The sequence below is a fragment of the Hymenobacter sp. 15J16-1T3B genome, assembly GCF_020711235.1.
In the GTDB taxonomy this organism is placed as follows: Bacteria; Bacteroidota; Bacteroidia; order Cytophagales; family Hymenobacteraceae; genus Solirubrum.
The window spans coordinates 87,152-106,912 of sequence record NZ_JAJFAV010000004.1; the positions used below are offsets into that span (position 1 = coordinate 87,152).

19 protein-coding genes are annotated in these 19,761 nt (G+C 65.0%); 13 read left to right on the forward strand and 6 right to left on the reverse strand.

The annotated features are described in order from the left end of the window. Positions 1–58: 58 nt before the first annotated feature. The 4 genes from LJ737_RS08430 to LJ737_RS08445 form a co-directional block, all read right to left on the reverse strand. The gene (locus tag LJ737_RS08430) at positions 59–1,003 is read right to left on the reverse strand and encodes a hypothetical protein (protein WP_227764622.1); all 945 of its coding nucleotides are present in this window, start codon (positions 1,001–1,003) and stop codon (positions 59–61) included. A 194-nt stretch (positions 1,004–1,197) separates the two neighbouring features. Then, the gene (locus LJ737_RS08435; protein WP_227764624.1) at positions 1,198–1,542 is read right to left on the reverse strand and encodes a hypothetical protein; all 345 of its coding nucleotides are present in this window, start codon (positions 1,540–1,542) and stop codon (positions 1,198–1,200) included. A gap of 15 nt (positions 1,543–1,557) precedes the next feature. Continuing rightward, positions 1,558–3,684, reverse strand: coding sequence for a methylmalonyl-CoA mutase (gene scpA, locus LJ737_RS08440; RefSeq protein ID WP_227764626.1), 2,127 nt, complete (start codon positions 3,682–3,684; stop codon positions 1,558–1,560). Between the two features lie 176 nt (positions 3,685–3,860). After that, entirely contained in the window at positions 3,861–5,684 is a 1,824-nt protein-coding gene (locus tag LJ737_RS08445; protein ID WP_227764627.1) for a methylmalonyl-CoA mutase family protein, read from the reverse strand. A 148-nt stretch (positions 5,685–5,832) separates the two neighbouring features. Between LJ737_RS08445 and LJ737_RS08450 the strand changes: the two genes are divergently transcribed. The 4 genes from LJ737_RS08450 (at position 5,833) to dnaA (ending at position 10,778) form a co-directional block, all read left to right on the forward strand. After that, positions 5,833–7,095: an outer membrane beta-barrel protein gene (locus tag LJ737_RS08450; RefSeq protein ID WP_227764629.1), complete on the forward strand. Its 1,263-nt coding sequence runs from the start codon at positions 5,833–5,835 to the stop codon at positions 7,093–7,095. Positions 7,096–7,232: 137 nt separating this feature from the next. Further along, positions 7,233–7,982 (forward strand): 5'-nucleotidase C-terminal domain-containing protein, encoded by a 750-nt coding sequence (locus tag LJ737_RS08455; protein WP_227764631.1) that lies wholly within the window; start codon positions 7,233–7,235, stop codon positions 7,980–7,982. Positions 7,983–8,106: 124 nt separating this feature from the next. After that, a complete protein-coding gene (locus tag LJ737_RS08460) occupies positions 8,107–9,045 on the forward strand; it encodes a bifunctional metallophosphatase/5'-nucleotidase (RefSeq protein ID WP_227764634.1) in 939 nt (312 codons plus the stop codon). A gap of 131 nt (positions 9,046–9,176) precedes the next feature. Next, positions 9,177–10,778, forward strand: coding sequence for a chromosomal replication initiator protein DnaA (dnaA, locus tag LJ737_RS08465; protein ID WP_227764636.1), 1,602 nt, complete (start codon positions 9,177–9,179; stop codon positions 10,776–10,778). A gap of 106 nt (positions 10,779–10,884) precedes the next feature. On the opposite strand, the gene LJ737_RS08470 is transcribed toward dnaA, so the two are convergent. Next, the gene (locus tag LJ737_RS08470; RefSeq protein WP_227764638.1) at positions 10,885–11,382 is read right to left on the reverse strand and encodes a hypothetical protein; all 498 of its coding nucleotides are present in this window, start codon (positions 11,380–11,382) and stop codon (positions 10,885–10,887) included. Between the two features lie 315 nt (positions 11,383–11,697). After that, positions 11,698–12,129, reverse strand: coding sequence for an OsmC family peroxiredoxin (locus LJ737_RS08475; RefSeq protein ID WP_227764639.1), 432 nt, complete (start codon positions 12,127–12,129; stop codon positions 11,698–11,700). 94 nt (positions 12,130–12,223) lie between these two features. Here LJ737_RS08475 and LJ737_RS08480 point away from each other — a divergent pair, with 94 nt between their 5' ends. The 9 genes from LJ737_RS08480 to LJ737_RS08520 all read left to right on the forward strand — a co-directional run bounded on the left by LJ737_RS08480 (position 12,224) and on the right by LJ737_RS08520 (position 19,678). Continuing rightward, positions 12,224–12,775 carry a hypothetical protein gene (locus LJ737_RS08480; RefSeq protein ID WP_227764642.1) on the forward strand — a complete coding sequence of 184 codons (552 nt, stop codon included), beginning with the start codon at positions 12,224–12,226 and terminating at the stop codon, positions 12,773–12,775. 57 nt (positions 12,776–12,832) lie between these two features. Then, positions 12,833–14,329, forward strand: a complete 1,497-nt coding sequence (locus LJ737_RS08485) for a GH3 family acyl-acid amido synthetase (RefSeq protein WP_227764644.1) — start codon at positions 12,833–12,835, stop codon at positions 14,327–14,329. A gap of 15 nt (positions 14,330–14,344) precedes the next feature. Beyond that, the gene (locus LJ737_RS08490; RefSeq protein ID WP_227764646.1) at positions 14,345–14,833 is read left to right on the forward strand and encodes a hypothetical protein; all 489 of its coding nucleotides are present in this window, start codon (positions 14,345–14,347) and stop codon (positions 14,831–14,833) included. A 30-nt stretch (positions 14,834–14,863) separates the two neighbouring features. Further along, entirely contained in the window at positions 14,864–15,310 is a 447-nt protein-coding gene (locus LJ737_RS08495; protein ID WP_227764648.1) for an HAD family hydrolase, read from the forward strand. Positions 15,311–15,353: 43 nt separating this feature from the next. Next, positions 15,354–15,749 carry a hypothetical protein gene (locus LJ737_RS08500; RefSeq protein WP_227764650.1) on the forward strand — a complete coding sequence of 132 codons (396 nt, stop codon included), beginning with the start codon at positions 15,354–15,356 and terminating at the stop codon, positions 15,747–15,749. Then, on the forward strand, positions 15,746–16,207 hold the full coding sequence (locus tag LJ737_RS08505; RefSeq protein ID WP_227764652.1) for a 3-oxoacyl-ACP synthase: 462 nt from the start codon (positions 15,746–15,748) through the stop codon (positions 16,205–16,207). The genes LJ737_RS08500 and LJ737_RS08505 overlap by 4 nt, the downstream gene beginning before the upstream one ends. Before the next feature lie 159 nt (positions 16,208–16,366). Then, positions 16,367–17,533, forward strand: a complete 1,167-nt coding sequence (locus LJ737_RS08510; protein ID WP_227764654.1) for a 1-deoxy-D-xylulose-5-phosphate reductoisomerase — start codon at positions 16,367–16,369, stop codon at positions 17,531–17,533. A gap of 156 nt (positions 17,534–17,689) precedes the next feature. Then, the gene (locus LJ737_RS08515; protein WP_227764656.1) at positions 17,690–19,081 is read left to right on the forward strand and encodes a site-2 protease family protein; all 1,392 of its coding nucleotides are present in this window, start codon (positions 17,690–17,692) and stop codon (positions 19,079–19,081) included. A gap of 99 nt (positions 19,082–19,180) precedes the next feature. After that, positions 19,181–19,678: a DUF6702 family protein gene (locus LJ737_RS08520; RefSeq protein WP_227764660.1), complete on the forward strand. Its 498-nt coding sequence runs from the start codon at positions 19,181–19,183 to the stop codon at positions 19,676–19,678. Positions 19,679–19,761 lie beyond the last annotated feature (83 nt).

Genomic DNA, 19,761 nt, shown 5'->3' on the forward strand with positions numbered 1-19,761 from the left:
CAAGCAGGACGGCTTAAAAGGCGTCAAAACGCCCGGTTTCGGTTACTGGCCACTGACCTTAGTCGGCCCCCTTGCCGAACTGGGCCAAGCCTTCGAGCACCCATTCCTGCACCTTGGGCGTGCTCACGCCCTGGCCCAGCTGGTACTTGGCGAAGGCCACCACCCGGCCGTCGGCCATGTCGACGAGCTGGTAGGCGTGGTTCTTGTTCAGCAGGACGTAGCGGGCGTACAGGTAGCGGGCATCGGCGGCGCGCACCGCTTCTTCGATGACGGCGCGCGGCACCACCTGCACCGGGTAGGGGTAAAGCTCGGCCACCCGCGCCGGCGTCAGGTCTGCGGGCAGCAGCTCCTGGTCCAGCAACAGGGTTTTGGTCCGGCCGGCGGGGCCGGCGGCCAGCTCGGCCCGCAGGCCCTGGCGGTATTGCTGGTCGGATACTCCGCCGGCGCGGGCCAGCAGGTAGCGCTGCATCTGCTGCAGGGTGTTCAGCAGGTCGCTGGCCGCAAACTGGTCGTGGAAGCGGCGCACCAGCACCGACTGGGTGGTGTAGTAGCAGCCCAGTACCGTCTCGACGTGCACGTTCTTCTTGCCCGGCGTTTTCTGGTGCACGTTCAAAAACACGGCTGGGCACACGTCGTTGTAGGTATCCGCCTGCCCGGCTTTCAGCACCAGCCGGGGCTGGCCGTCGGCGAGCAGGCTGTCGAGCTGCGCCGGCGTACGCACCTGCACCTGCGGCGAAAACGTCCAGAACTGCCCCGCCTGGCGCATGTGCTCGTTGAAGGTGGCTATGTCGGCCCGCAGCGTGGCAAACAGCTCCGGCTTCTTGGCCGACACCTTCGCCACGAAGGGCGGTACGTCTTCCAGCAGCAGCACCAGCGGCATGGTGCGCAGCGGCCCGAAGCTCGCATAGTCGGTGGGGAAGAAGGGGACGTGGGCTTCCTGGGCGTGGCCGCGGTGGGCCAGCAGCAAGCTTAGGCAGCCCAGCAACAAAATGCGTAAACGCATGGAATAGCAAGGGAAAGCAGCCGGCGAACCGGTATTGAACCCGCAAGATACTTCCCGGGCGGCAACAGCCGGTTGTCGGCTCCCGGTTCGGCCGGCCCGCCGCGGAACCCGCCGGGCATAGAAAAAGCCGGGGACGGTCCGGCTTTTCCATGGATAGCAATAGGTGTAATTCGGCGAGTAGGAGGAGAGGGGGCTTAGCCCTGGGCCGCCGCTGGCTTCTGGGCGGGCCGGGCCGCCGCGTCGGTTTCGGCGTCGGTGAGGCGGTAGCGCTGGCGGCGCACCGCGTCGGGCCCGAAGACCAGCTTGGCGGCTTTGTTGAGCTGCTGGGCGTAACCGAAGGCCGCGTTCTGCACCTTCACGTAGGTGTCGGTGCCTTCCTGGTTGCTGCCCTTGCGCATCTCGTGGGCCGTGTCCACCGAGTCGAGGCGGGCGGCCAGGGCTTTGAGGCCGGCCAGCTGCGGGGCCGAGTAGCCCTCGGTGGCCAGCTCGGCCTTGTCGCGCTCGGCGGCCTGGGCGGCCATGTCGAGCAGCAGGCGCATTTCTTCGGGGTCGACCTATTCCACGGCGCTCAGCTTCCCCAAAATCTCCTGCGCCGCTACGGCAATGACGGTGCCGGGGCCGTAGATGCCGGTCACGCCGGCGTCGTAGAGGAACTGGTAGTCTTGGGCGGGGATGACGCCGCCGGCAATGACGAGGATGTCTTCGCGGCCGAGCTTGGCCAACTCGTCGATGAGCTGGGGCACGAGGGTTTTGTGGCCGGCGGCCAGCGAGGACACGCCCACCACGTGCACGTCGTTTTCGGCGGCTTGGCGGGCTACTTCCTCGGGCGTCTGAAACAGGGGGGCAATGTCCACGTCGAAGCCCACGTCGGCGAAGGAGGTGGCAATGACTTTGGCGCCGCGGTCGTGGCCGTCCTGGCCCATTTTGGCCACCATCATGCGGGGGCGGCGGCCTTCTTTCTGGCTGAACTCGTCGGCCAGCTGCCGGGCCTTGGCAAATTCCTGGTCGTAGTCCATTTCGGCGGAGTACACGCCCGAGACGGTGCGGATGGTGGCCTGGTGGCGGCCGAAGACGGTTTCGAGCGCGTCGGAGATTTCGCCCAGGGTGGCGCGCAGGCGGGCGGCCTGCACCGCCAGGTCGAGCAAATTGCCCGGGCCGGAACGGGCGGCCTCGGTCAGCGCGGCCAGGGCCTGCTGCACGGCGGCGTTGTCGCGCTCCGAGCGAATCTTGTTCAGGCGCGCAATCTGCGACTCGCGCACGGCGGCGTTGTCGATGTCGAGGATTTCAATGTCGGTCTTCTCGTCGACCTGGTACTTGTTGACGCCGACGATGATTTCCTTGCCCGAGTCGATGCGGGCCTGCTTGCGGGCGGCGGCTTCCTCGATGCGCAGCTTGGGCAGCCCGGTTTCAATGGCCTTGGCCATGCCGCCGAGCTGTTCGACTTCCTGGATGAGCGCCCAGGCCTTTTCGGCCAGCTCGTGGGTAAGCGTTTCCACGTAGTAGGAGCCGCCCCAGGGGTCCACCACGCGGGTGATGTCGGTTTCGTGCTGCAGGTAGAGCTGGGTGTTGCGGGCAATGCGGGCCGAGAAGTCGGTGGGCAGGGCAATGGCCTCGTCCAGGGCGTTGGTGTGTAGGCTCTGGGTGCCGCCCAGGGCCGCGGCCAGGGCTTCCACGGTGGTGCGGGCCACGTTGTTGAACGGGTCCTGCTCGGTGAGCGAGTAGCCCGAGGTCTGGCAGTGGGTGCGCAGGGCCAGGGACTTGGGGTTTTCGGCCCCGAACTGCTTGATGAGCTTGGCCCAGAGCAGGCGGCCGGCGCGCATCTTGGCAATTTCCATGAAGTGGTTCATGCCGATGGCCCAGAAGAACGACAGGCGCGGCGCAAACTGGTCGATGGTCATGCCCGCTTTGAGGCCGGCCCGCACGTACTCCACGCCGTCGGCCAGGGTGTAGGCCAGCTCCAGGTCGGCGGTGGCCCCGGCTTCCTGCATGTGGTAGCCCGAGATGCTGATGGAGTTGAACTTGGGCATCTTCTGCGCCGTGTAGCTGAAGATGTCGGCAATGATGCGCATCGACGGCTCGGGCGGGTAGATGTAGGTGTTGCGCACCATGAACTCCTTCAGAATGTCGTTCTGAATGGTGCCGGCCAGCTTCTCGGGCGCCACGCCCTGCTCCTCGGCCGCCACGATGTAGAAGGCCAGCACCGGCAGCACCGCCCCGTTCATGGTCATCGACACCGACATCTGGTCCAGCGGAATCTGGTCGAAGAGAATCTTCATGTCCTCCACCGAGTCGATGGCTACGCCGGCCTTGCCCACGTCGCCGACGACGCGCGGGTGGTCGGAGTCGTAGCCGCGGTGCGTAGCCAGGTCGAAGGCAACCGACAGGCCCTTCTGCCCGCCGGCGAGGTTGCGGCGGTAGAAGGCATTCGATTCCTCGGCCGTGCTGAAGCCCGCGTACTGGCGGATGGTCCAGGGGTTCTGCACGTACATCGTGGAGTACGGCCCGCGCAGGTAAGGCGCCTGCCCGGCCCCGAAGCCCAGGTGGTCGAGCGGGGCCACGTCGTTGGCGGTGTAGTAGCCCTTGAGGTCAATGCCTTCGGGCGTGGGGGAGGAGGCGGGCTGCACCGGCGGCGCGGGTTGCGGCGCGGCGTCGTAGGGAATATGGGCGAAGTCGGGTTTCATGGAGTCTGGCTGGGGCCGCGGCGGGCCGCTGGCTAGTCGTTGCCTAAATCAGTCGTCTGTCATCCTGAGCGCAGCGAAGGACCTTATCACGTTTGATAGTAACATCCGACGCCTGTCGTTCTTCGGTGATAAGGTCCTTCGCTGCGCTCAGGATGACAGGCGTATGGTCTACTGCCTTATCGTCCTTGCAGACGGGCTAACACATCATCCGTGCTGTAGCCCGACACGGTGAATTCCTTGAAGCCAAAGTATTTCACCGCGTCCTGCATGGTGGGCAGGTCGCAGGCCAGGAGCACGGGAGCCTCGTGCTGCAGCTGCTCACCGTCCTCCTCGCTGTCGTCGGGACGGTTGCGCACGAAATCGGCGAACTGCTGGAACTGCTCGGGCCGCGCCGACATCAGCGTGGCTTCCTCGGGCGAGGAGAAGAGCAGCGAAAGGTCGCCCTTGGCCGGCAGCTCCGACATGGCGGGGCGCTGCTCGGCGGGCAGCAGGCGCACGAAGGAGTCGTAGATCTGCTGAATGGTGTCGGTGCCGAGCAGCACCACGGCGGCTTTCTTCTTTTTGAGCTCCTTGCGGATGAAGTGCATGGCCGTGGCCAGGCGCAGCACTTCCGAGGGGTACGCCGCCCGCGTCGAGTCGAAGCTGCGGCTGCGCAGCAGCCGCTTGGGGTCGAAGCTGAACTGCTCGTGCAGGTTCTGGAAGCGGTTGGTGCCCACAATGACCTGCTCGCCGGTGGCAATGCGCCGGAATTCGTCCAGGGTCTTGAGGCGGATGCTCTCCATCACCTTGCCGCGGGTGACGAGGAAGCCCCCGGCCGCTTCGGTTTGCTGCAGCAGCGCCCAGGCTTCCCGGGCCAGCTGGTCGGTGAGCGTCTCAATGAAGTAAGAGCCAGCGGCGGGGTCGGCCACGCGGTCGAGGTAGGCTTCTTCGCGCAGAATCACCGGCACGTTGCGGGCAATGCGGGCCGAAAACTCGCTGGGCTCGGCGTAGAGGCTGTCGTAGGGCGTGACGGAAATCGAGTCGGCCCCGCCGAGCACCGCGCTCATGGCCTCGGTGGTCACGCGCAGCATGTTGGTGTAGGGGTCCAGGGTGGTCTGCGTCCACGACGAGGTGGTGGCGTGAATGCGCAGCGTGGCGGCCACCTCGGGCCGCACCCCGAAGGCGTGCAGCACCGTGGCCCAGAGCCGGCGCAGGGCGCGCAGCTTGGCAATTTCGGTGAAGTAGCTCGGCCCGATGCTCACGTGGAAGTGCAGGGCCGCGGCCACGGCCGTGGCGTCGATGTCAAGGTCGTGGGCCGTCAGGTTGTCCAGAAACGACACGGCAATGCTGAGCGAGTAGGCCAGCTGCTGCACGGGCGTGGCGCCGCGGTTGCCGAAAAAGGCCGCGTTGATGGCCAGCGGGAAAAACTCCGGCAGGTGGCGCGTCAGCTGCAGGCAGCGCAGCAGCGCGTGGGTCTGCATGGCGTAGTCGTCGGGCAGGGTGCTGGGGCCCGGGGAGTAGCGCAGAAAACCGCGCAGCGGCGCGTTGCCGGCCGCGTCGAGCAGGCGCAGGGCAAACTCCTCGGGCTGGCGGCACACGGTGAAGCCCAGGATGGCGCTGTCCAGCGGCAGGGTGGCCGCCAGGTAGCCCAGGTCGAAGGTTTCGGGCTCGGCCAGGTCGAAGTGGGCCCCGTCGGCCCCGCCCTGCAGGGCTCGGGCCGCGTGGTCGATGGCAGCGCGGCCCTCGTTGCCGGCGGGCACCAGCACCGTGGGCAGGTTGCGCCAGGAGTTGGGGGCCGTGCGCTGGCGCTGGCGCACCTGCGGGGCGGGCAGCTCGCCCAGGGCCGCCAGGGCTTCGCGGTGGTAGAAGGGCTCCAGGGTGAGCCCGTCGGGCGTTTCCCAGCGCAGGTCGGCCGGGTCGGCCCCTTTCAGGTCGCGCGCAATGCGGGCCTGCCAGGCGGCCGAGCTCAGCGGCTCAAATTCGGAAAAGGATAAGGCGGCGGGACGGGGGCTGTCGGACATAAGCGTGCTAACAGGCAGCAGACGGGCCAAAACGGCCCGCATCGGTGCCCGCAAGATACTAGCTTGCCCGCAACGATGACGCGCGGCGCCGGGTTGGGGCGCATATAGAGGCGGCCGGTATCTTTGACGCTGGATTATTCGGTTCAGCATGAAAAAACCTCTATTTCTAACGCTTTTAAGTTTGGCGTTGCACACGGCGGGTCTCGCCCAAACTGATTTTCGCCCCGGCTACGTGCTGCCCCTGACCGGCGACACCCTGCGCGGGGAGTTGGACTACCGCGGCAGCCTGCGCAGCAGCCGGCTGTGCCGCTTCCGGCCGGCGGCCGGCGCCCCCGCCACCGAGTACCGCCCCGAGCAGCTGCGCGGCTACGGCTTCGCGGGCAGCAAGCACTACGAGGCGCGGGCCGTGGCCCTGGCGGCCGGCCCCGACTCCACCCGGCTGTTTCTGGAGCGGCTGGTCAGCGGCAAGGCCGCGTTGTACTTCGTGCGCGACGACCAGGGGCAGGACCATTTTTACGTGGCCAAAGCCGGCGGCCCGCTGCGGGCTCTGCGCCAAACCTCGGGAGAAACCACCGTCGACGGCCTGCGCTACCAGCAAACCAACCGGGAATACCAAGGCGTGCTGGCCGACGTGTTCGTCGATTGCGTGACGGTGAAAGCCGGCGTGAGCAAGGTGCGCCTGAACGCGGGCGACCTGACCGCCGCCGTGCGCGGCTACAACGCCTGCAACGTGGTGCAGCCTCTGCCGCTGCTGGGCAACAACACCCGCACGCGCATTAGCGTGGTGCTCGGCGTGGCGCAGTCCACGCTCGGCTTTGCCACCGGCAACCTGCTGTCGGAGCAAGACTTTCGCAGCCAGCCAGCCCCGGTGCTCGGCCTGGGCTTCTATTTCCCGCTGGCCAACCTGAGCGAGAAGCTGGGCCTGGCCGTGGACCTGCTCTACACCCGGGAGAAGTACCAGGAACGCACGTTTCGGAGCAAGCAGGCGGGCTACGGCAGCGAGCAGCAAGCCAAATTCAACGATGCCTACCTCTTGTTACCGGTGCAGCTGCGCTACTCGCTGCCGCAGTTCAAGCCCGAGCCGTTTTTGCAGCTAGGCGGCAGCGTCGGCTACGCGCTACAGCTCGGCGGCGAGTACCGCTACCGCGCCCAGTTGCCGCCCTACGACTACAACGCCTGGACGCCCATCTACACCACTGACGGGCAGGCGCGCAGTGCTGGCCTATTCAGCCGGCGGCAGCTGGCCTTCGGCGCGGTTGCCAGTATCGGGTTGGGCAAGCTGACGGTGGCCGGGCGGCCCTTCGCCGTGGAGCTGCGGGCCGAGCGCACCAACGGCGTCACGGACGCCACCTTGTACAGCTCTTCGTTTACGCGCTTTTCCGCGCTGCTCCACGTCGGCCTGCGCAAGTAGCGCTGCCGCGTGGCACTGCCATCAGCCAGCCGCCGGCTCTGGGGTTTTGCCCGGGGCCGGCGGCTACTTTTTGGCCCTCACGGGAACCAGCAGCGGCCCGCCGTATCTTTGCGTTTTGCATGTCGTTTTTCCCCTCGATGTCCCGATTTCGTTTTCGCGGCGCGGCGCTGGTACTGCTGCTGGCCGCCACGGCCTGCCAGCGCGGTGCCCTGCAGCCCAAGGCCCAACTGACCACCACGGCCCAGCCCGTGACGGCCGCCCAGCCCGCCGACCCCAAGGTGGAAGCCGTGGTGGCGCCCTACCGCCTGAAAGTCAAGCAGCAGATGGACGAGGTTATCGGCCACGCCCCAGAAGCCATCCGCAAGAACCCCGGCGAGTCACCCCTGGCCAACTTCGCCGGCGACGTGCAGCGCGAGCGGGCTGCCAAGGAGCTGGGCCAGCCCATCGACCTGGGCGTGATGACCAACGGCGGCCTGCGCGCCGAGCTGCCCGCCGGCAACATCACCACCGGCTCCATCTTCGAGCTGATGCCCTTCGAGAACGAGCTGGTCGTGCTCGACGCCCCGGCTTCGGTGGTGCAGCAGCTGTTCAACTACGCTGCGCCCATCAAAATGGCCATTTCGGGCGCCACCTACACCGTTGTCGACGGCAAGCCCACCGACATCCGCATCGGCAAGGACGTGTTTGACGCCGCCAAGGACCGCACTTACACCATTGCCATCAGCGACTACCTGGCCGGCGGCGGCGACCGGCTCGACTTCTTCCGCGCCCTGCCCCCGCGCCACACCAACGTGCTGCTGCGCACGGCCTTCAACGACCACATCCGCCAGCTCACCAAGGAAGGCAAGCCCGTGACGGCCAAAGCCGAAGGGCGGGTGAAATTTTAATGTGGACAATGTGTCTGGATGCGAGTGAAAGTGAGCAATGAATGACCTCCCGGCCGCTCATTGCTGACGAAGCCGCTACGCCGACACATTAATCACACTTCCCACATTTAATCATAGTAGAAACATGCTCCGTCGCGACTTCATCAAAACTTCGGCGCTGGGTGCGGCCGGTCTGGGCCTCGTGGGGCCGGGGCTGATCAGCTCGGCCGCCGCGGCCGCCCAGCCGGTGCGCCTCACCATTCTGCACACCAACGACATGCACTCGCGCATCGACCCCTTCCCGGTGGGCTCGGCGCAGTGGGCCGACGAGGGCGGCATGGCCCGGCGGGCGGCGCTGGTGGCCAAGATTCGGCAGGAACAGCCCAACGTGCTGCTGCTCGACGCGGGCGACATCTGGCAGGGCACGCCCTACTTCAACTTCTTCGGTGGGGAGCTGGAATACAAGCTCATGAGCCAGATGCATTACGACGCGGCTACCCTGGGCAACCACGACTTCGACAACGGCCTGCAAGGTCTGGAAAAGCAGTTGCCCAACGCGCAGTTTCCCTTCCTGATTGCCAACTACGACTTCTCCCAAACGTCGCTGAAAGGCCGCTTCCAGCCCTACAAGGTGTTTGAGAAGCAGGGCGTGCGCATCGGCGTGTTCGGCGTGGGCATCGAAATGGCCGGCCTGATTTCCGACAAGAACTACGGCGCCACCAAGTACCTCGACCCCATTGCCGTGGCCCGGGAGCAGGTGCAGCACTTGCGCGGGGCCGAGAAGTGCGACCTGGTCATCTGCCTCTCGCACCTGGGCTACAAGTACGAGTCGGCCAAGGTGGACGACCACAAGCTGGCCGCCGGCGCCCCGGGCATCGACCTGATCATCGGCGGGCATACCCACACTTTTCTCGACGCGCCGACGGTGGTGGAAGGGCCGCAGGGCCACAAGACCCTGGTGAACCAGGTGGGCTGGTCCGGTATCAAACTTGGACGAATCGACTACGTGTTTGACCGCGCCACAAACCGCAAAGGAGTGGCAGCGGCTGAGTCGTTGAGTATCAACGCTTCAGCGCTGAGCTAGCGGAAATCAGTTTGGCGCTCTGCCGACTTTTCCACATTTTTGTCTCCCCCTAGCCGAAACCGGGTTCCCAAACCGGGTTTCGGCTGGCTTTGCCCGTACCCTCCCACACACCGCTTGCGCAGCCTGGTTTAATGCAGAAGGATTGCCGTACCGTCTGGGTCAACTGCCTGCGTGTGATTCGCGGGAGCGTGGGGGAGCAGAGCTTCCGCACGTGGTTTGAACCCATTGTACCGGTCGCGCTGCAAGGCAACCTGCTCATCATCCAGGTGCCCAGCCAGTTCTTTTACGAATGGCTGGAGGAGCACTACGTGGACGTGCTCAAGAAGGCCATCGTGCAGGAGCTAGGCCCCGACGGGCAACTGGAATACTCGGTGGTGGTGGACCAGGGCAACGAGCAGGCCCGGCCGCGCACCGTAAACCTGCCCGCCACCCGCGGCGGGGCCGCGCACCGCGCCCCGGCCAACACGCCCACCGCCGCCCAGGTGCGCCCCATGGCGCCCCAGCCCGGCCCGGCCGCCGACAACGCGCCGCCTGCCCGGCCCCCTTACAACCCCAACGGCCAGCCGTACGCCCCCGGGGGTAACGCCGGTAATCCCTACCCCAAGCGCCAGCCCGCGGGCGGCGGGGTAGCGGCCGTGGCCCCGGCGCCCGCCCCGCTGCGCAACCCCTTCGAGGTGCGCACCGTGGGCGACCGAAGCTACCTGGACTCGCAGCTCAACCAGAACTACTCGTTCACCAACTACATCGAGGGCTCGTGCAACCGCCTAGCGCGCTCAGCCGGCTGGGCCGTGGCCGAAAAGCCAGGCACGACCTCGTTTAACCCGCTGATGATTTACGGCGGCGTCGGGCTGGGCAAAACTCACTTGGTGCAGGCCATCGGCAACCACATCAAGGAGCACGCTCCGGGCAAGTTCGTGCTCTACGTGTCGGCGGAGAAGTTCACTAACCAGTTTATCGAAAGCCTGAAAACCAACTCGGTGCAGGATTTCGGCAACTTCTACCTGCTGGTCGACATCCTGATTCTGGACGACGTGCAGTTCTTGGCCGGCAAGGACCGCACCCAGGAAATGTTCTTCCACATCTTCAACCACCTGCACCAAGCTGGCAAACAGGTCATCATGACCTCCGACGTGCCGCCGCGGGAGTTGAAGGGCTTCGAGGAGCGCCTGCTCAGTCGCTTTAAGTGGGGCCTGACGGCCGACTTGCAGAGCCCGGACTTCGAGACTCGCGTGGCCATCATCATGAACAAGATGCAGGCCGACGGCATCGACATTCCGCCGCAGGTGGTGGAGTACCTCGCGTACTCCGTCGAGACGAACGTGCGCGAGCTGGAAGGCGTGCTGATTTCGCTCATTGCGCAGTCGAGCTTGACGCGCCGCGAAATCGACCTGGAAATGGCCAAGCAGGCCCTGCGCCACATCATCGAAGACGTGGAAGCGGAGGTGAACCTGGACTTCATCCAGAAAACCGTGGCCGAGCACTTCAGCATCCCGGTGGATTTGCTCAAGGCCAAAACCCGCAAGAAAGAAGTGGTGACGGCCCGGCAGGTGGCCATGTACTTCGCCAAGGAGCACACCAATCACTCGCTCAAGAGCATCGGTTACCACTTCGGCGGCCGGGACCACAGCACCGTCATTCACTCGGTGCAGACCGTGTCGGACCTCATCGACTCCGACAAAACCTTCCGCACCACCATTCAGGAGCTGCGCAAGAAGTTTACGGGCGGCAAGTAGCTGGTAGGCCCGAACTAAACGGGAGAAACAGAAGAACGTCATTCCGAGCGAGGCCGAGGAATGACGTTCTTCTGTTTTGGGGGCTGACGTAGCAATAGGGCAAGCCCTACAGCTCCGAGGTCGTGCGCTCTTCGAAATCCAGCTTGTTGTGCTGGGCGAAGTCCTGCAGCATGGTGCGCAGCTGCTGGCGGCGGCGCTTGCCGCGCACCTGGCGCAGGTTCAGCGAGTAGCTGGTGCCGTCCTGCATGCGCAGCAAGAGCTGGCGCGGCTCCAGCAGCAGGGCGCGCATGTCGCGGGCCTCGAAGGGCTGCTTGCCGATGAAGAGGCCGGGCTTGTGCACCAGGTAGGAAGGCGTGATTTCCAGGTAAGTCTGGGTGCCAAACAAGGGCAAGTTCTGCACCAGGATGTAGAAGATGTAGAGCACGGCCAGGCCCAGGAACATCCAATCGAGGTAGCGCAGCACGCCGGGCGTGCGGTTCGGGTCGCCGAGGATGGAGAGCAGGGGGTAGGCTACGGCTACCAGGCCGAACACCAGTTGACCGAAAAACGGCACGCGGGAGGTGTTGGCGGGCTGCAGCCCGATGCGGGTATACGATGACGGCATAGGCAAAAATGCGGGAGAGGCGACAAAACTACTGAAAAGGCTGTAGCCGCTCGTTAAACGAGCGTTGTCGGCCCGGCAGCTGAAAAAAAGAACGTCCTTCCGGCTCGGACGCGCCTTGGGCCCCGCGCCCGGGAGCAATGCGCCCCAATTCCGCATCAGCCCTACGTATTCAAAAAAGAACGTCATTCCGAGCGCAGTCGAGGAATCTCGCGTGGTTGATCAGCTAGTAAACCCAACGATTGGAATTACCACCGGACGTTAACGCAAGATTCCTCGACTCCGCTCGGAATGACGTTCAATTAAAAATGGGCAGTGCTACGACTTCAGCGTTGCCGAGGCCAGCGTCAGCTCGGCGCCGCCCTTGAGCAGGGCCGAAATCGGGCAGTTTTCCTTGGCCGTTTCGGCGTAGCGCTGGAATTCCTCCTGCGTGAGGCCTTCTACTTCGCCTTCGGTGGTCAGCGCAATCTTGGTCACCTTGGGCACGTCGCCGGAGGTGTCGAGCGTCACTTTCGACTCGGAGCGGAGCTGCTTGACCTGCTTGCCGTCCTTGGTCAGGATGACGTCGAGAAACATGGTGTAGCAGGCGGCGTGGGCGGCGGCTACCAGTTCTTCGGGGTTGCTGCCTTTTTCGCCGTTGAAGCGCGCCCCGACGGAGTACGGCACTTTTACCAGCCCGCTCTGGGTGCTGATTTCGCCGCTGCCTTTGCTGTCGCCGTTCCACACGGCCGTGCCACGTTGGTTGATCATGGAAGTAAAAGTTGAGTTTGGAAGGAAGGTGAAAACTGAGCTAACTCGGCCATAGATACAACTAAGCCGGGCCGTAGGTTTGGCCGCTGATGCCGTGCAGTATACTCAAGATTCTAAGGAAACGCCCGCTGCTAGCCCGCCTACCGGCGCCGCACCCACCCGGCTGCGGCGCTGGATCATTGGCCTGGGGTGGCTGGGCCTGGGCCTGTGGCTGGCCGACGAGCTGTCGGAGCAGGTGCCGTTCGAAACCACCGACTACGCCCTGCTCAAGGCCTTCAACCTGACCCGCGACGTGCTGCTGTATCTCTGGCCCGCGGCGCTCTGGCTGCAGTTTTCAAGGTTGCTGCCCCCGTGGCTGGAGCTGGGCGCGTTTGGATTCGCGGTGCTCGGGACGCTGGTTTGGGTGGTACTCACGCTGGGACGCTTGTTGGGGGAGGACGCTCCGTGGAGCGATGAGCGCGTGCTCTACGAGCGGCCCGACGACCCGCGGGCCCGCGTGGCCGTGCAAGCCAGCGGGAATTACTCCACCGCGCCGCTGCGCTACCGCGTCGTGCGGCTGACGCCCGTGCCCGGCCCCTGGCAACGCGTCGAGCCCGTTGATACTGCGCGCTTCGACGCCCGCGGCTGGCAGCGGGTAAAGCGGTAAAAGCTACTTTTACGGTCCGTCCCGCTTCACTCATTCACTCATTCACTCATTCACCGAATGGGCCTGAAGTCCCTCCTGAGCCGCCCGCTCGCCGCCTACACCGTTCGCCAGTACCAGCAGTGGGCGCGCCAGCCCGAACTAGCCCAACAGCGCATCCTGCAGGAGCTGCTGCGCCGCGGCCGCGCCACCGCGTTCGGGCGCGACCATCAGCTGGGGGCGGTGCGCAACGCCCGCGAGTTTCAACAGCGCGTGCCGGTGCGCGACTACGAAGGCCTGAGCCCCTATTTCGACCGCGTGAAGCAGGGTGAAAGCAGCGTGCTCTGGCCCGGGCAGCCCTTGTACCTGGCCAAAACCTCGGGTACGACCTCCGGCACCAAGTACATTCCCATCACCCGGGACAGCATAGCCAACCACATCAACGGGGCCAAGGACGCGCTGCTGCACTACGTGCACGCCTCGGGCCGCCCGCAGTTTCTCGACGGCAAGCTGATGTTTTTGTCCGGCTCGCCGGAGCTGGAGGAAGTCGGCGGCATCAAAACCGGGCGGCTCTCGGGCATCAGCAACCACCACGTGCCGGCCTACCTGCGCCGCAACCAGCTGCCGAGCTACCCCACCAACATTATCGAGGACTGGGAGCAAAAGCTCGACCGGGTGGTCGACGAGACCCTGGACCAGCCGATGACGTTGATTTCGGGCATTCCGCCCTGGGTGCAGATGTACTTCGACCGCATCACCCAGCGCACCGGCCGGCCGGTGGGGGAGGTGTTTCCGGACTTTCAGCTGTTCGTCTACGGCGGCGTGAACTTCGAGCCTTACCGGCGCAAGCTCTTCGAAAGCATCGGCCGCGCGGTGGACACGGTGGAGCTGTTCCCGGCTTCGGAGGGCTTTTTTGCCTTTCAGGACGAGCCCGGCAACCCCGGCATGCTCTTGCTGGCCGACGCGGGCATCTACTACGAGTTCATTCCCGCCGAGCGGTTCTTCGAGCCCAACCCGCCGCGCCTCACGCTGGCCGAGGTGGAGCTGGACCGCAACTACGCCCTCGTGGTCAGCTCCAACGCCGGGTTGTGGGGCTACTCCGTGGGCGACACCGTGCGTTTCGTGAGCCTGCGCCCGCACCGGGTGGTGGTGTCGGGCCGCATCAAGCACTTTCTGTCGGCCTTCGGGGAGCACGTCATCGGCGAGGAAGTAGAGCAGACGCTGCGCGAGGCCCTGCAGCAGTTTCCGGAAGCCGAAGTGGTCGAATTTACCGTGGCCCCGCGGGTAAGCGAAGCCGGATCCGAACCCTCGCGCCACGAGTGGCTGGTGGAATTTGCTCGCCCGCCTCACGACCTAGCCGCCTTTGCCGCCGCCTTGGATGCCGGCCTGCGCCGCCGCAACGTGTACTACGACGACCTGCTGGCGGGCAATATTCTGGCGCCGCTCTTGCTCACGCCGCTGCCGGCCGGGGCGTTTCAGCGTTACATGCGCAGCCAGGGCAAGCTCGGCGGCCAAAACAAGGTGCCGCGGCTCAGCAACGACCGGGCGCTGGCCGATGGGCTGCTCGGCGCGGGGTAAGCAAGCGAATCCAGTATGAACATCATCCCGAACCCCGCGCCGGATGCGCCCGGCAATGAGTGGCAACTGGTCAACCCGCGCAGCTACGGCCGGCAGTGGCGCCGGGAGCTGCCGCTGTTGCTGCTGGCCCTGGGGCTGCTGATCTGGGCCGGCTTGATCGGCTACCTCGGGCCGGTGCTGCTGATAGCCGCGCTGGGGCTGCTGTACGTGGTGCAGGAGCGGCACCCGCGCTGCATCACCCTCACGACCGACACCATCACCGTCGAGTACTACCAGCAATTCCGGCCGCGGCAGTTCGTCTGGCCCCGCGCCGAAACGATAGTGGGGGAGCTCAGCAAGCCCGGCAGCCTGCTCTCGTCGCGGCCGGTCTACGAGTTGCGGCTGGCTTACGCCGAGCACGCCCTCACGCTGAGCACCGCCGACGGCTTCAGCCAAGCCCAGCTGCAGGCTTTGTACGACGAGCTGGAACCGCCGGTGGAGTTGGACGAAGCCGACCCAGCCTAGACGGCTGGCCCGACTGTTAGCCCGGAAGCCATGCGCGTCGCCTTCGACCTCGACAACACCCTGATTCGCTCGGCCCACCCCTTCGCGCTGGAAACGCCGCGGCTGGGCTGGCTGGCCCGGCTGCTTGGCCACGAACAGCTGCGGCGCGGGACGAAGGCGCTCATGCGACACTGCCAGCAGCAAGGCTGGGAAGTGTGGGTGTACACCACTTCGTACCGCTCATCCGGCTACATCCGCCGTCTGTTCGGGCTGCACGGCATCCGCCTCGCCGGCGTCGTCAACCAAACCCGCCACGAACGGACGGTAACGGCCCGCTGCTCCAAGCACCCGCCTACCTTCGGCATCGACGTGTTGGTGGACGACTCGGAGGGCGTGCGGCTGGAAGGGGAGCGGCACGGGTTTCGCGTGCTGGTGGTACGGCCGGAGGACGAGGAGTGGGTGGAAACCGTGCAGCGGAAACTACTGCAACCGGTGTAGGTTCGTAACAACTAGACTGCCGACGCGAAACCAAGGTATTGGCATGATTACCGCCGTTTTTTTGTTTGTTGTGGCCATGTTTCTGGGCTGGCACTGGCGAGCCAGCCGCCGGCGTATACAACCGCTGCTGGCCGAAGCTTTCCAAGCCGGGGCCGTGGTGCGGGAGTACAGCATGCCCAACCCGCTGACGCCACTTAGCCATCCGTATGTAGAATACACGGCCGCTGACGGAACTGTAATGGTGCAACGGCTGGAATATCCCAAGCGCAAGGAGCAGGAGCTTGCTATTGGCCAAAAAGTAACTGTATTGGGTTACCGAGGACATTTATACTACTCGTCAGCTTTGACGAAGGGAAAGAACGCCGACTTATTCATTGCCCTTGTGCTAGGCATTGGAGCACTGGCCAAGCTGCTAGATGCCTTTTTTCATTTTCTATGAGTTCCGCTTCCGAAACCAAACATCAACTCCACGCCGCCTGCCTCGCCTTTGTCGAGCAGCGCATGGCCACTTGCCAGGCCGCCATCGACGCGGCCCAGGAATCGGCCAACTCCGAAACCAAGAGCAGCGCCGGCGACAAGTACGAAACCGGCCGCGCCATGGCCCAGAACGAGCGCGACCGAAACGCCGTGCAGCTGCACGAAGCCAAGCAACTGCTCGGCGAGCTGCAGCGCATAGCCCCGGACCGCGCCTGCGACGCGGTGCGGCCGGGCGCCTTGGTCACCACCAGCCTGGGCCGCTTCTACGTCAGCATCAGCGCCGGCAAACTCACCGTCGACGGCCAGGACTACTTCGCCGTGTCGGCTGCGGCGCCGGTGGCCCAGGCACTGAGCGGCAAGCGCGCGGGCGAGTCGGCCACGTTCAACGGCAAGGCTATTCGGGTGGAGGCGGTGGCTTAGTTTGCAACCAAGCAGCTGCGCCGGTAAGCATAGGGACGCTGCGGTGAGGGCGTCGGTTCAACGCTGCTCGGGTTCAAGAGCCCGCCGGGCATGCGGCCTCGGCCGAAGCCGCTTACCTTTGTCTTTCCCACTGCCCCCGTCCCGCCGCACTTTCCCCGCATGACCTCCCCTCAACCCCGCTCCCTGGCCCTGCTGGGCTCCACCGGCTCCATCGGCACCCAGACGCTCGACGTGGTGCGCGCCCACCCCGGCCGCTTCCGCGTGGCCGTGCTCACCGCCCAGCGGCAAGCTGACTTGCTGGTGCAGCAGGCCCGCGAGTTTCGGCCCGCCGTGGTTGTCATCGGTGACGAGGCGCAGTACGCCGGCGTGAAAGCGGCTCTGGCCCAGCAGCCCGAAACGACCGTGTTGGCCGGCCCTGCCGGCCTGGCCGAAGCCGCCGCCCGCCCCGACGTGGACGTGGTGCTGACGGCCCTGGTAGGTTACGCCGGCCTGCTGCCCACCATTGCGGCCCTGAAAGCAGGCAAAACCATTGCCTTGGCCAACAAGGAAACCCTGGTGGTAGCCGGGCAGCTCGTCACCAGCCTGGCCCGGCAGCACGGCGCGGCCATTTACCCCGTCGACTCCGAGCACTCGGCCATCTTCCAGTGCCTGGTAGGGGAGCAGCCCGGCTCGGTGGAGAAAATCATCCTTACGGCCTCGGGCGGGCCTTTCCGCGGCCGCTCGGCCCAGGAACTGGCCCGCGTGACCAAGGCCCAGGCCCTGAAGCACCCCAACTGGGACATGGGCGCCAAAATCACCATCGACTCCGCCTCGCTCATGAACAAGGGCCTGGAGGTCATCGAAGCCAAGTGGCTGTTTGGGCTGGCCGATGAGCAAATCGACGTGGTGGTGCACCCGCAGAGCATCATTCACTCCTTGGTACAGTTCCAGGACGGCTCCCTGAAGGCCCAACTCGGCCTGCCCGACATGAAATTGCCCATTCAGTACGCCCTGGGCTACCCCGAACGCCTGCCCAACCAGTTTCCGCGCTTCTCCTTTCTTGATTACCCCACGCTCACCTTCGAGCGGCCCGACGGCGACACCTTCCGCAACCTGCCGCTGGCCTTCGAAGCCATGCGCCGCGGCGGCAACGCGCCCTGCGTGCTCAACGCCGCCAACGAAGTAGCCGTGGCCGCTTTCCTGCGCGAGCAAATCGGCTTCCTGCAACTGCCCGACGTGGTGGAAAGCTGCCTGCAACGGGTTTCGTACCTTGCCGAGCCTTCCCTTGACGATTACGTGCAGACCGACGCGGAAACCCGGCGCGTGGCGGCGGAGTTGGTGAAGTAGCTAATTCTCAATAACGGGCCCACGCTGTCGTCCTGAGCGCAGCGAAGGACCTTATCACAGTTGAACGACCCGCGGCAGGTAGTTACTACCTCGCGTGGCAAGGTCCTTCGCTGCGCTCAGGATGACAGACGGATTTTACTTGACAACTAACAACGAATGGAAATTCTAATCATGGTCGGCCAGCTGCTGCTGGGCCTCTCCATCCTAGTAGGCGTGCACGAGGCCGGGCACATGATTTCGGCCAAGTGGTTCGGCATGCGGGTGGAGAAGTTCTCCATCGGCTTCCCGCCTAAGATTTTCGGCAAGCAAATCGGCGAAACCGAGTACATGATTGGCGCCGTGCCCCTGGGCGGCTTCGTCAAGATTACCGGCATGGTCGACGAGTCGCTGGACACCGACGCGCTCAGCGGGCCGCCCAAGCCCTACGAGTTCCGGGCCAAGCCGGCCTGGCAGCGCCTCATCGTGATGCTCGGCGGCATCATCGTCAACGTCATCACCGGCATCGTCATCTTCTCGGCCCTGACCTACGCCTACGGCGAGCAGTTCTTGCCCGCCAAGGAGGCCGAAAAGTTCGGCATTGCCCCCAGCAAGCTGGGCGAGCAAATCGGCTTCCGCACCGGCGACAAGATTGTGAAAATCAACGGCCGGCCCTTCGACGAATTCAACGACGTGTACGCCACCGACGTGATTTTGGGCAACGGCAGCTACTACACCGTGGAGCGCAACGGGCAGCTGCTCGACATTGCGGTGCCCAAGGACTTCATGGACAAGCTCGCCGACAGCGACGAAGCCTTCTTCGTGGCCCCGCGCGACCCGTTCGTAGTGGAAGAAGTGGTACCGGGTGGTCCGGCTTCCAAGGCCGGTCTGCTCCCCGGCGACCAAATTACCCGCGTCGGCACCCAGGACATTCGCTTTTTCTCGGAGCTGCAGCAGGCCCTGGCTCTGAACGCCAACCGCGTGGAGAAACCCTCCCTGCTGCAGCGCGTGGTCAACGGCGTGAGCGGCAAAACCACCCCGCCCGCCCCGGCCGACAAAATCACCGACGTGCAGGTGCTGCGCAACGGCGCCCCCGTAACCCTGCACGTGCGCATCGACGAGGACGGCAAGGTGGGCTTCCGGCCCAAGTCGCTGCTGAACTTCAGCACCCGCAACTTTGGCATGGCTGAGTCGATTCCGCGCGGCACCAAGCAGGCGTTTGGCGTCATCGGGGCCCAGCTGAAGGCCTTCGGCAAGATTTTCCGCGGCGAAGCCTCGGCCCGCAAGTCGCTGGGCGGCCCCATTGCCATTGCCCAGCAGTACGGCGGCAAGTTTGACTGGGAGAAGTTCTGGTTCCTGACCGGTATGCTCTCGATGGTGCTGGCCTTCATGAACCTGCTGCCCATCCCGGCCCTCGACGGCGGCCACGTGATGTTCCTGACCTACGAAATGCTTTCGGGCCGCAAGCCCTCCGACAAATTCCTCGAAAATGCCCAGAAAGTGGGCATGGTGCTGCTGCTGAGTTTGATGGTGTTTGTGTTCTTCAACGACATCTTTAAGTCGATTTTCTAAGCCCGCAGCCGCCGCCGAAACGCGTAATGCCATCCTCCGCCGCGGAAGATGGCATTACTTTTTCCCCGGCGTTGTTGCAGACCTTAGATTCTTCTGTTTATGCGTCGATTACTCGCCCTTGGGGCTTTGTTGCTCGCCCTAGCCACGGCGGCCTGGGCCCACGCCTACCACGCCAGCATTATGGAAGCGCGCCTGAACGCGAAAACCCAGCAGCTGGAAGTGGCCCTGAAAGTCTTCAGCGACGACCTGGAAACGGCCCTGTCGGCGGGGCAGCCGCGGCACCTGAGCTTGAGTGAGATGGCGCCCGCCCAACTCACGCCCTTGCTGGCGACTTACGTGCGCCGCACCGTGGCCATCGGCACCAGGCCCGGGGAGGCGCTGCCCATCACCTACATCGGGCAGCAGACCGAGAAAGACGCGCAGTGGCTGTACTTCAGCGTGAAGCTGCCCGCCGCGGCGCGCGGCCTGAACCTGCGCCACCGCTTGCTCCTGGAGCAGTTTCCGGATCAAATGAACGTGGTGAACCTCGAAGCGGCCGGCAAAAAGCAAAGCGCGCTGTTTCGGGAGGGCAACGAGGAGCAACGCCTGAGCTGGTAGCTGGCGGGAAAACAGGCCGTCATCCTTCATCTGGCGTACGCGCAGCGAAGGGTCTTGCTCTCACCCCGCACCGCCGCTGATTC

Excerpts from the sequence above, each read along its gene's own strand:
- LJ737_RS08430 (WP_227764622.1), bottom strand. The coding sequence starts at position 1,003 with ATGCGTTTACGCATTTTGTTGCTGGGCTGCCTAAGCTTGCTGCTGGCC.
- LJ737_RS08435 (WP_227764624.1), bottom strand. The coding sequence starts at position 1,542 with ATGCGCCTGCTGCTCGACATGGCCGCCCAGGCCGCCGAGCGCGACAAG.
- scpA (WP_227764626.1), bottom strand. The coding sequence starts at position 3,684 with ATGAAACCCGACTTCGCCCATATTCCCTACGACGCCGCGCCGCAACCC.
- LJ737_RS08445 (WP_227764627.1), bottom strand. The coding sequence starts at position 5,684 with ATGTCCGACAGCCCCCGTCCCGCCGCCTTATCCTTTTCCGAATTTGAG.
- LJ737_RS08450 (WP_227764629.1), top strand. The coding sequence starts at position 5,833 with ATGAAAAAACCTCTATTTCTAACGCTTTTAAGTTTGGCGTTGCACACG.
- LJ737_RS08455 (WP_227764631.1), top strand. The coding sequence starts at position 7,233 with ATGTCCCGATTTCGTTTTCGCGGCGCGGCGCTGGTACTGCTGCTGGCC.
- LJ737_RS08460 (WP_227764634.1), top strand. The coding sequence starts at position 8,107 with ATGCTCCGTCGCGACTTCATCAAAACTTCGGCGCTGGGTGCGGCCGGT.
- dnaA (WP_227764636.1), top strand. The coding sequence starts at position 9,177 with ATGCAGAAGGATTGCCGTACCGTCTGGGTCAACTGCCTGCGTGTGATT.
- LJ737_RS08470 (WP_227764638.1), bottom strand. The coding sequence starts at position 11,382 with ATGCCGTCATCGTATACCCGCATCGGGCTGCAGCCCGCCAACACCTCC.
- LJ737_RS08475 (WP_227764639.1), bottom strand. The coding sequence starts at position 12,129 with ATGATCAACCAACGTGGCACGGCCGTGTGGAACGGCGACAGCAAAGGC.
- LJ737_RS08485 (WP_227764644.1), top strand. The coding sequence starts at position 12,833 with ATGGGCCTGAAGTCCCTCCTGAGCCGCCCGCTCGCCGCCTACACCGTT.
- LJ737_RS08490 (WP_227764646.1), top strand. The coding sequence starts at position 14,345 with ATGAACATCATCCCGAACCCCGCGCCGGATGCGCCCGGCAATGAGTGG.
- LJ737_RS08495 (WP_227764648.1), top strand. The coding sequence starts at position 14,864 with ATGCGCGTCGCCTTCGACCTCGACAACACCCTGATTCGCTCGGCCCAC.
- LJ737_RS08500 (WP_227764650.1), top strand. The coding sequence starts at position 15,354 with ATGATTACCGCCGTTTTTTTGTTTGTTGTGGCCATGTTTCTGGGCTGG.
- LJ737_RS08505 (WP_227764652.1), top strand. The coding sequence starts at position 15,746 with ATGAGTTCCGCTTCCGAAACCAAACATCAACTCCACGCCGCCTGCCTC.
- LJ737_RS08510 (WP_227764654.1), top strand. The coding sequence starts at position 16,367 with ATGACCTCCCCTCAACCCCGCTCCCTGGCCCTGCTGGGCTCCACCGGC.
- LJ737_RS08515 (WP_227764656.1), top strand. The coding sequence starts at position 17,690 with ATGGAAATTCTAATCATGGTCGGCCAGCTGCTGCTGGGCCTCTCCATC.
- LJ737_RS08520 (WP_227764660.1), top strand. The coding sequence starts at position 19,181 with ATGCGTCGATTACTCGCCCTTGGGGCTTTGTTGCTCGCCCTAGCCACG.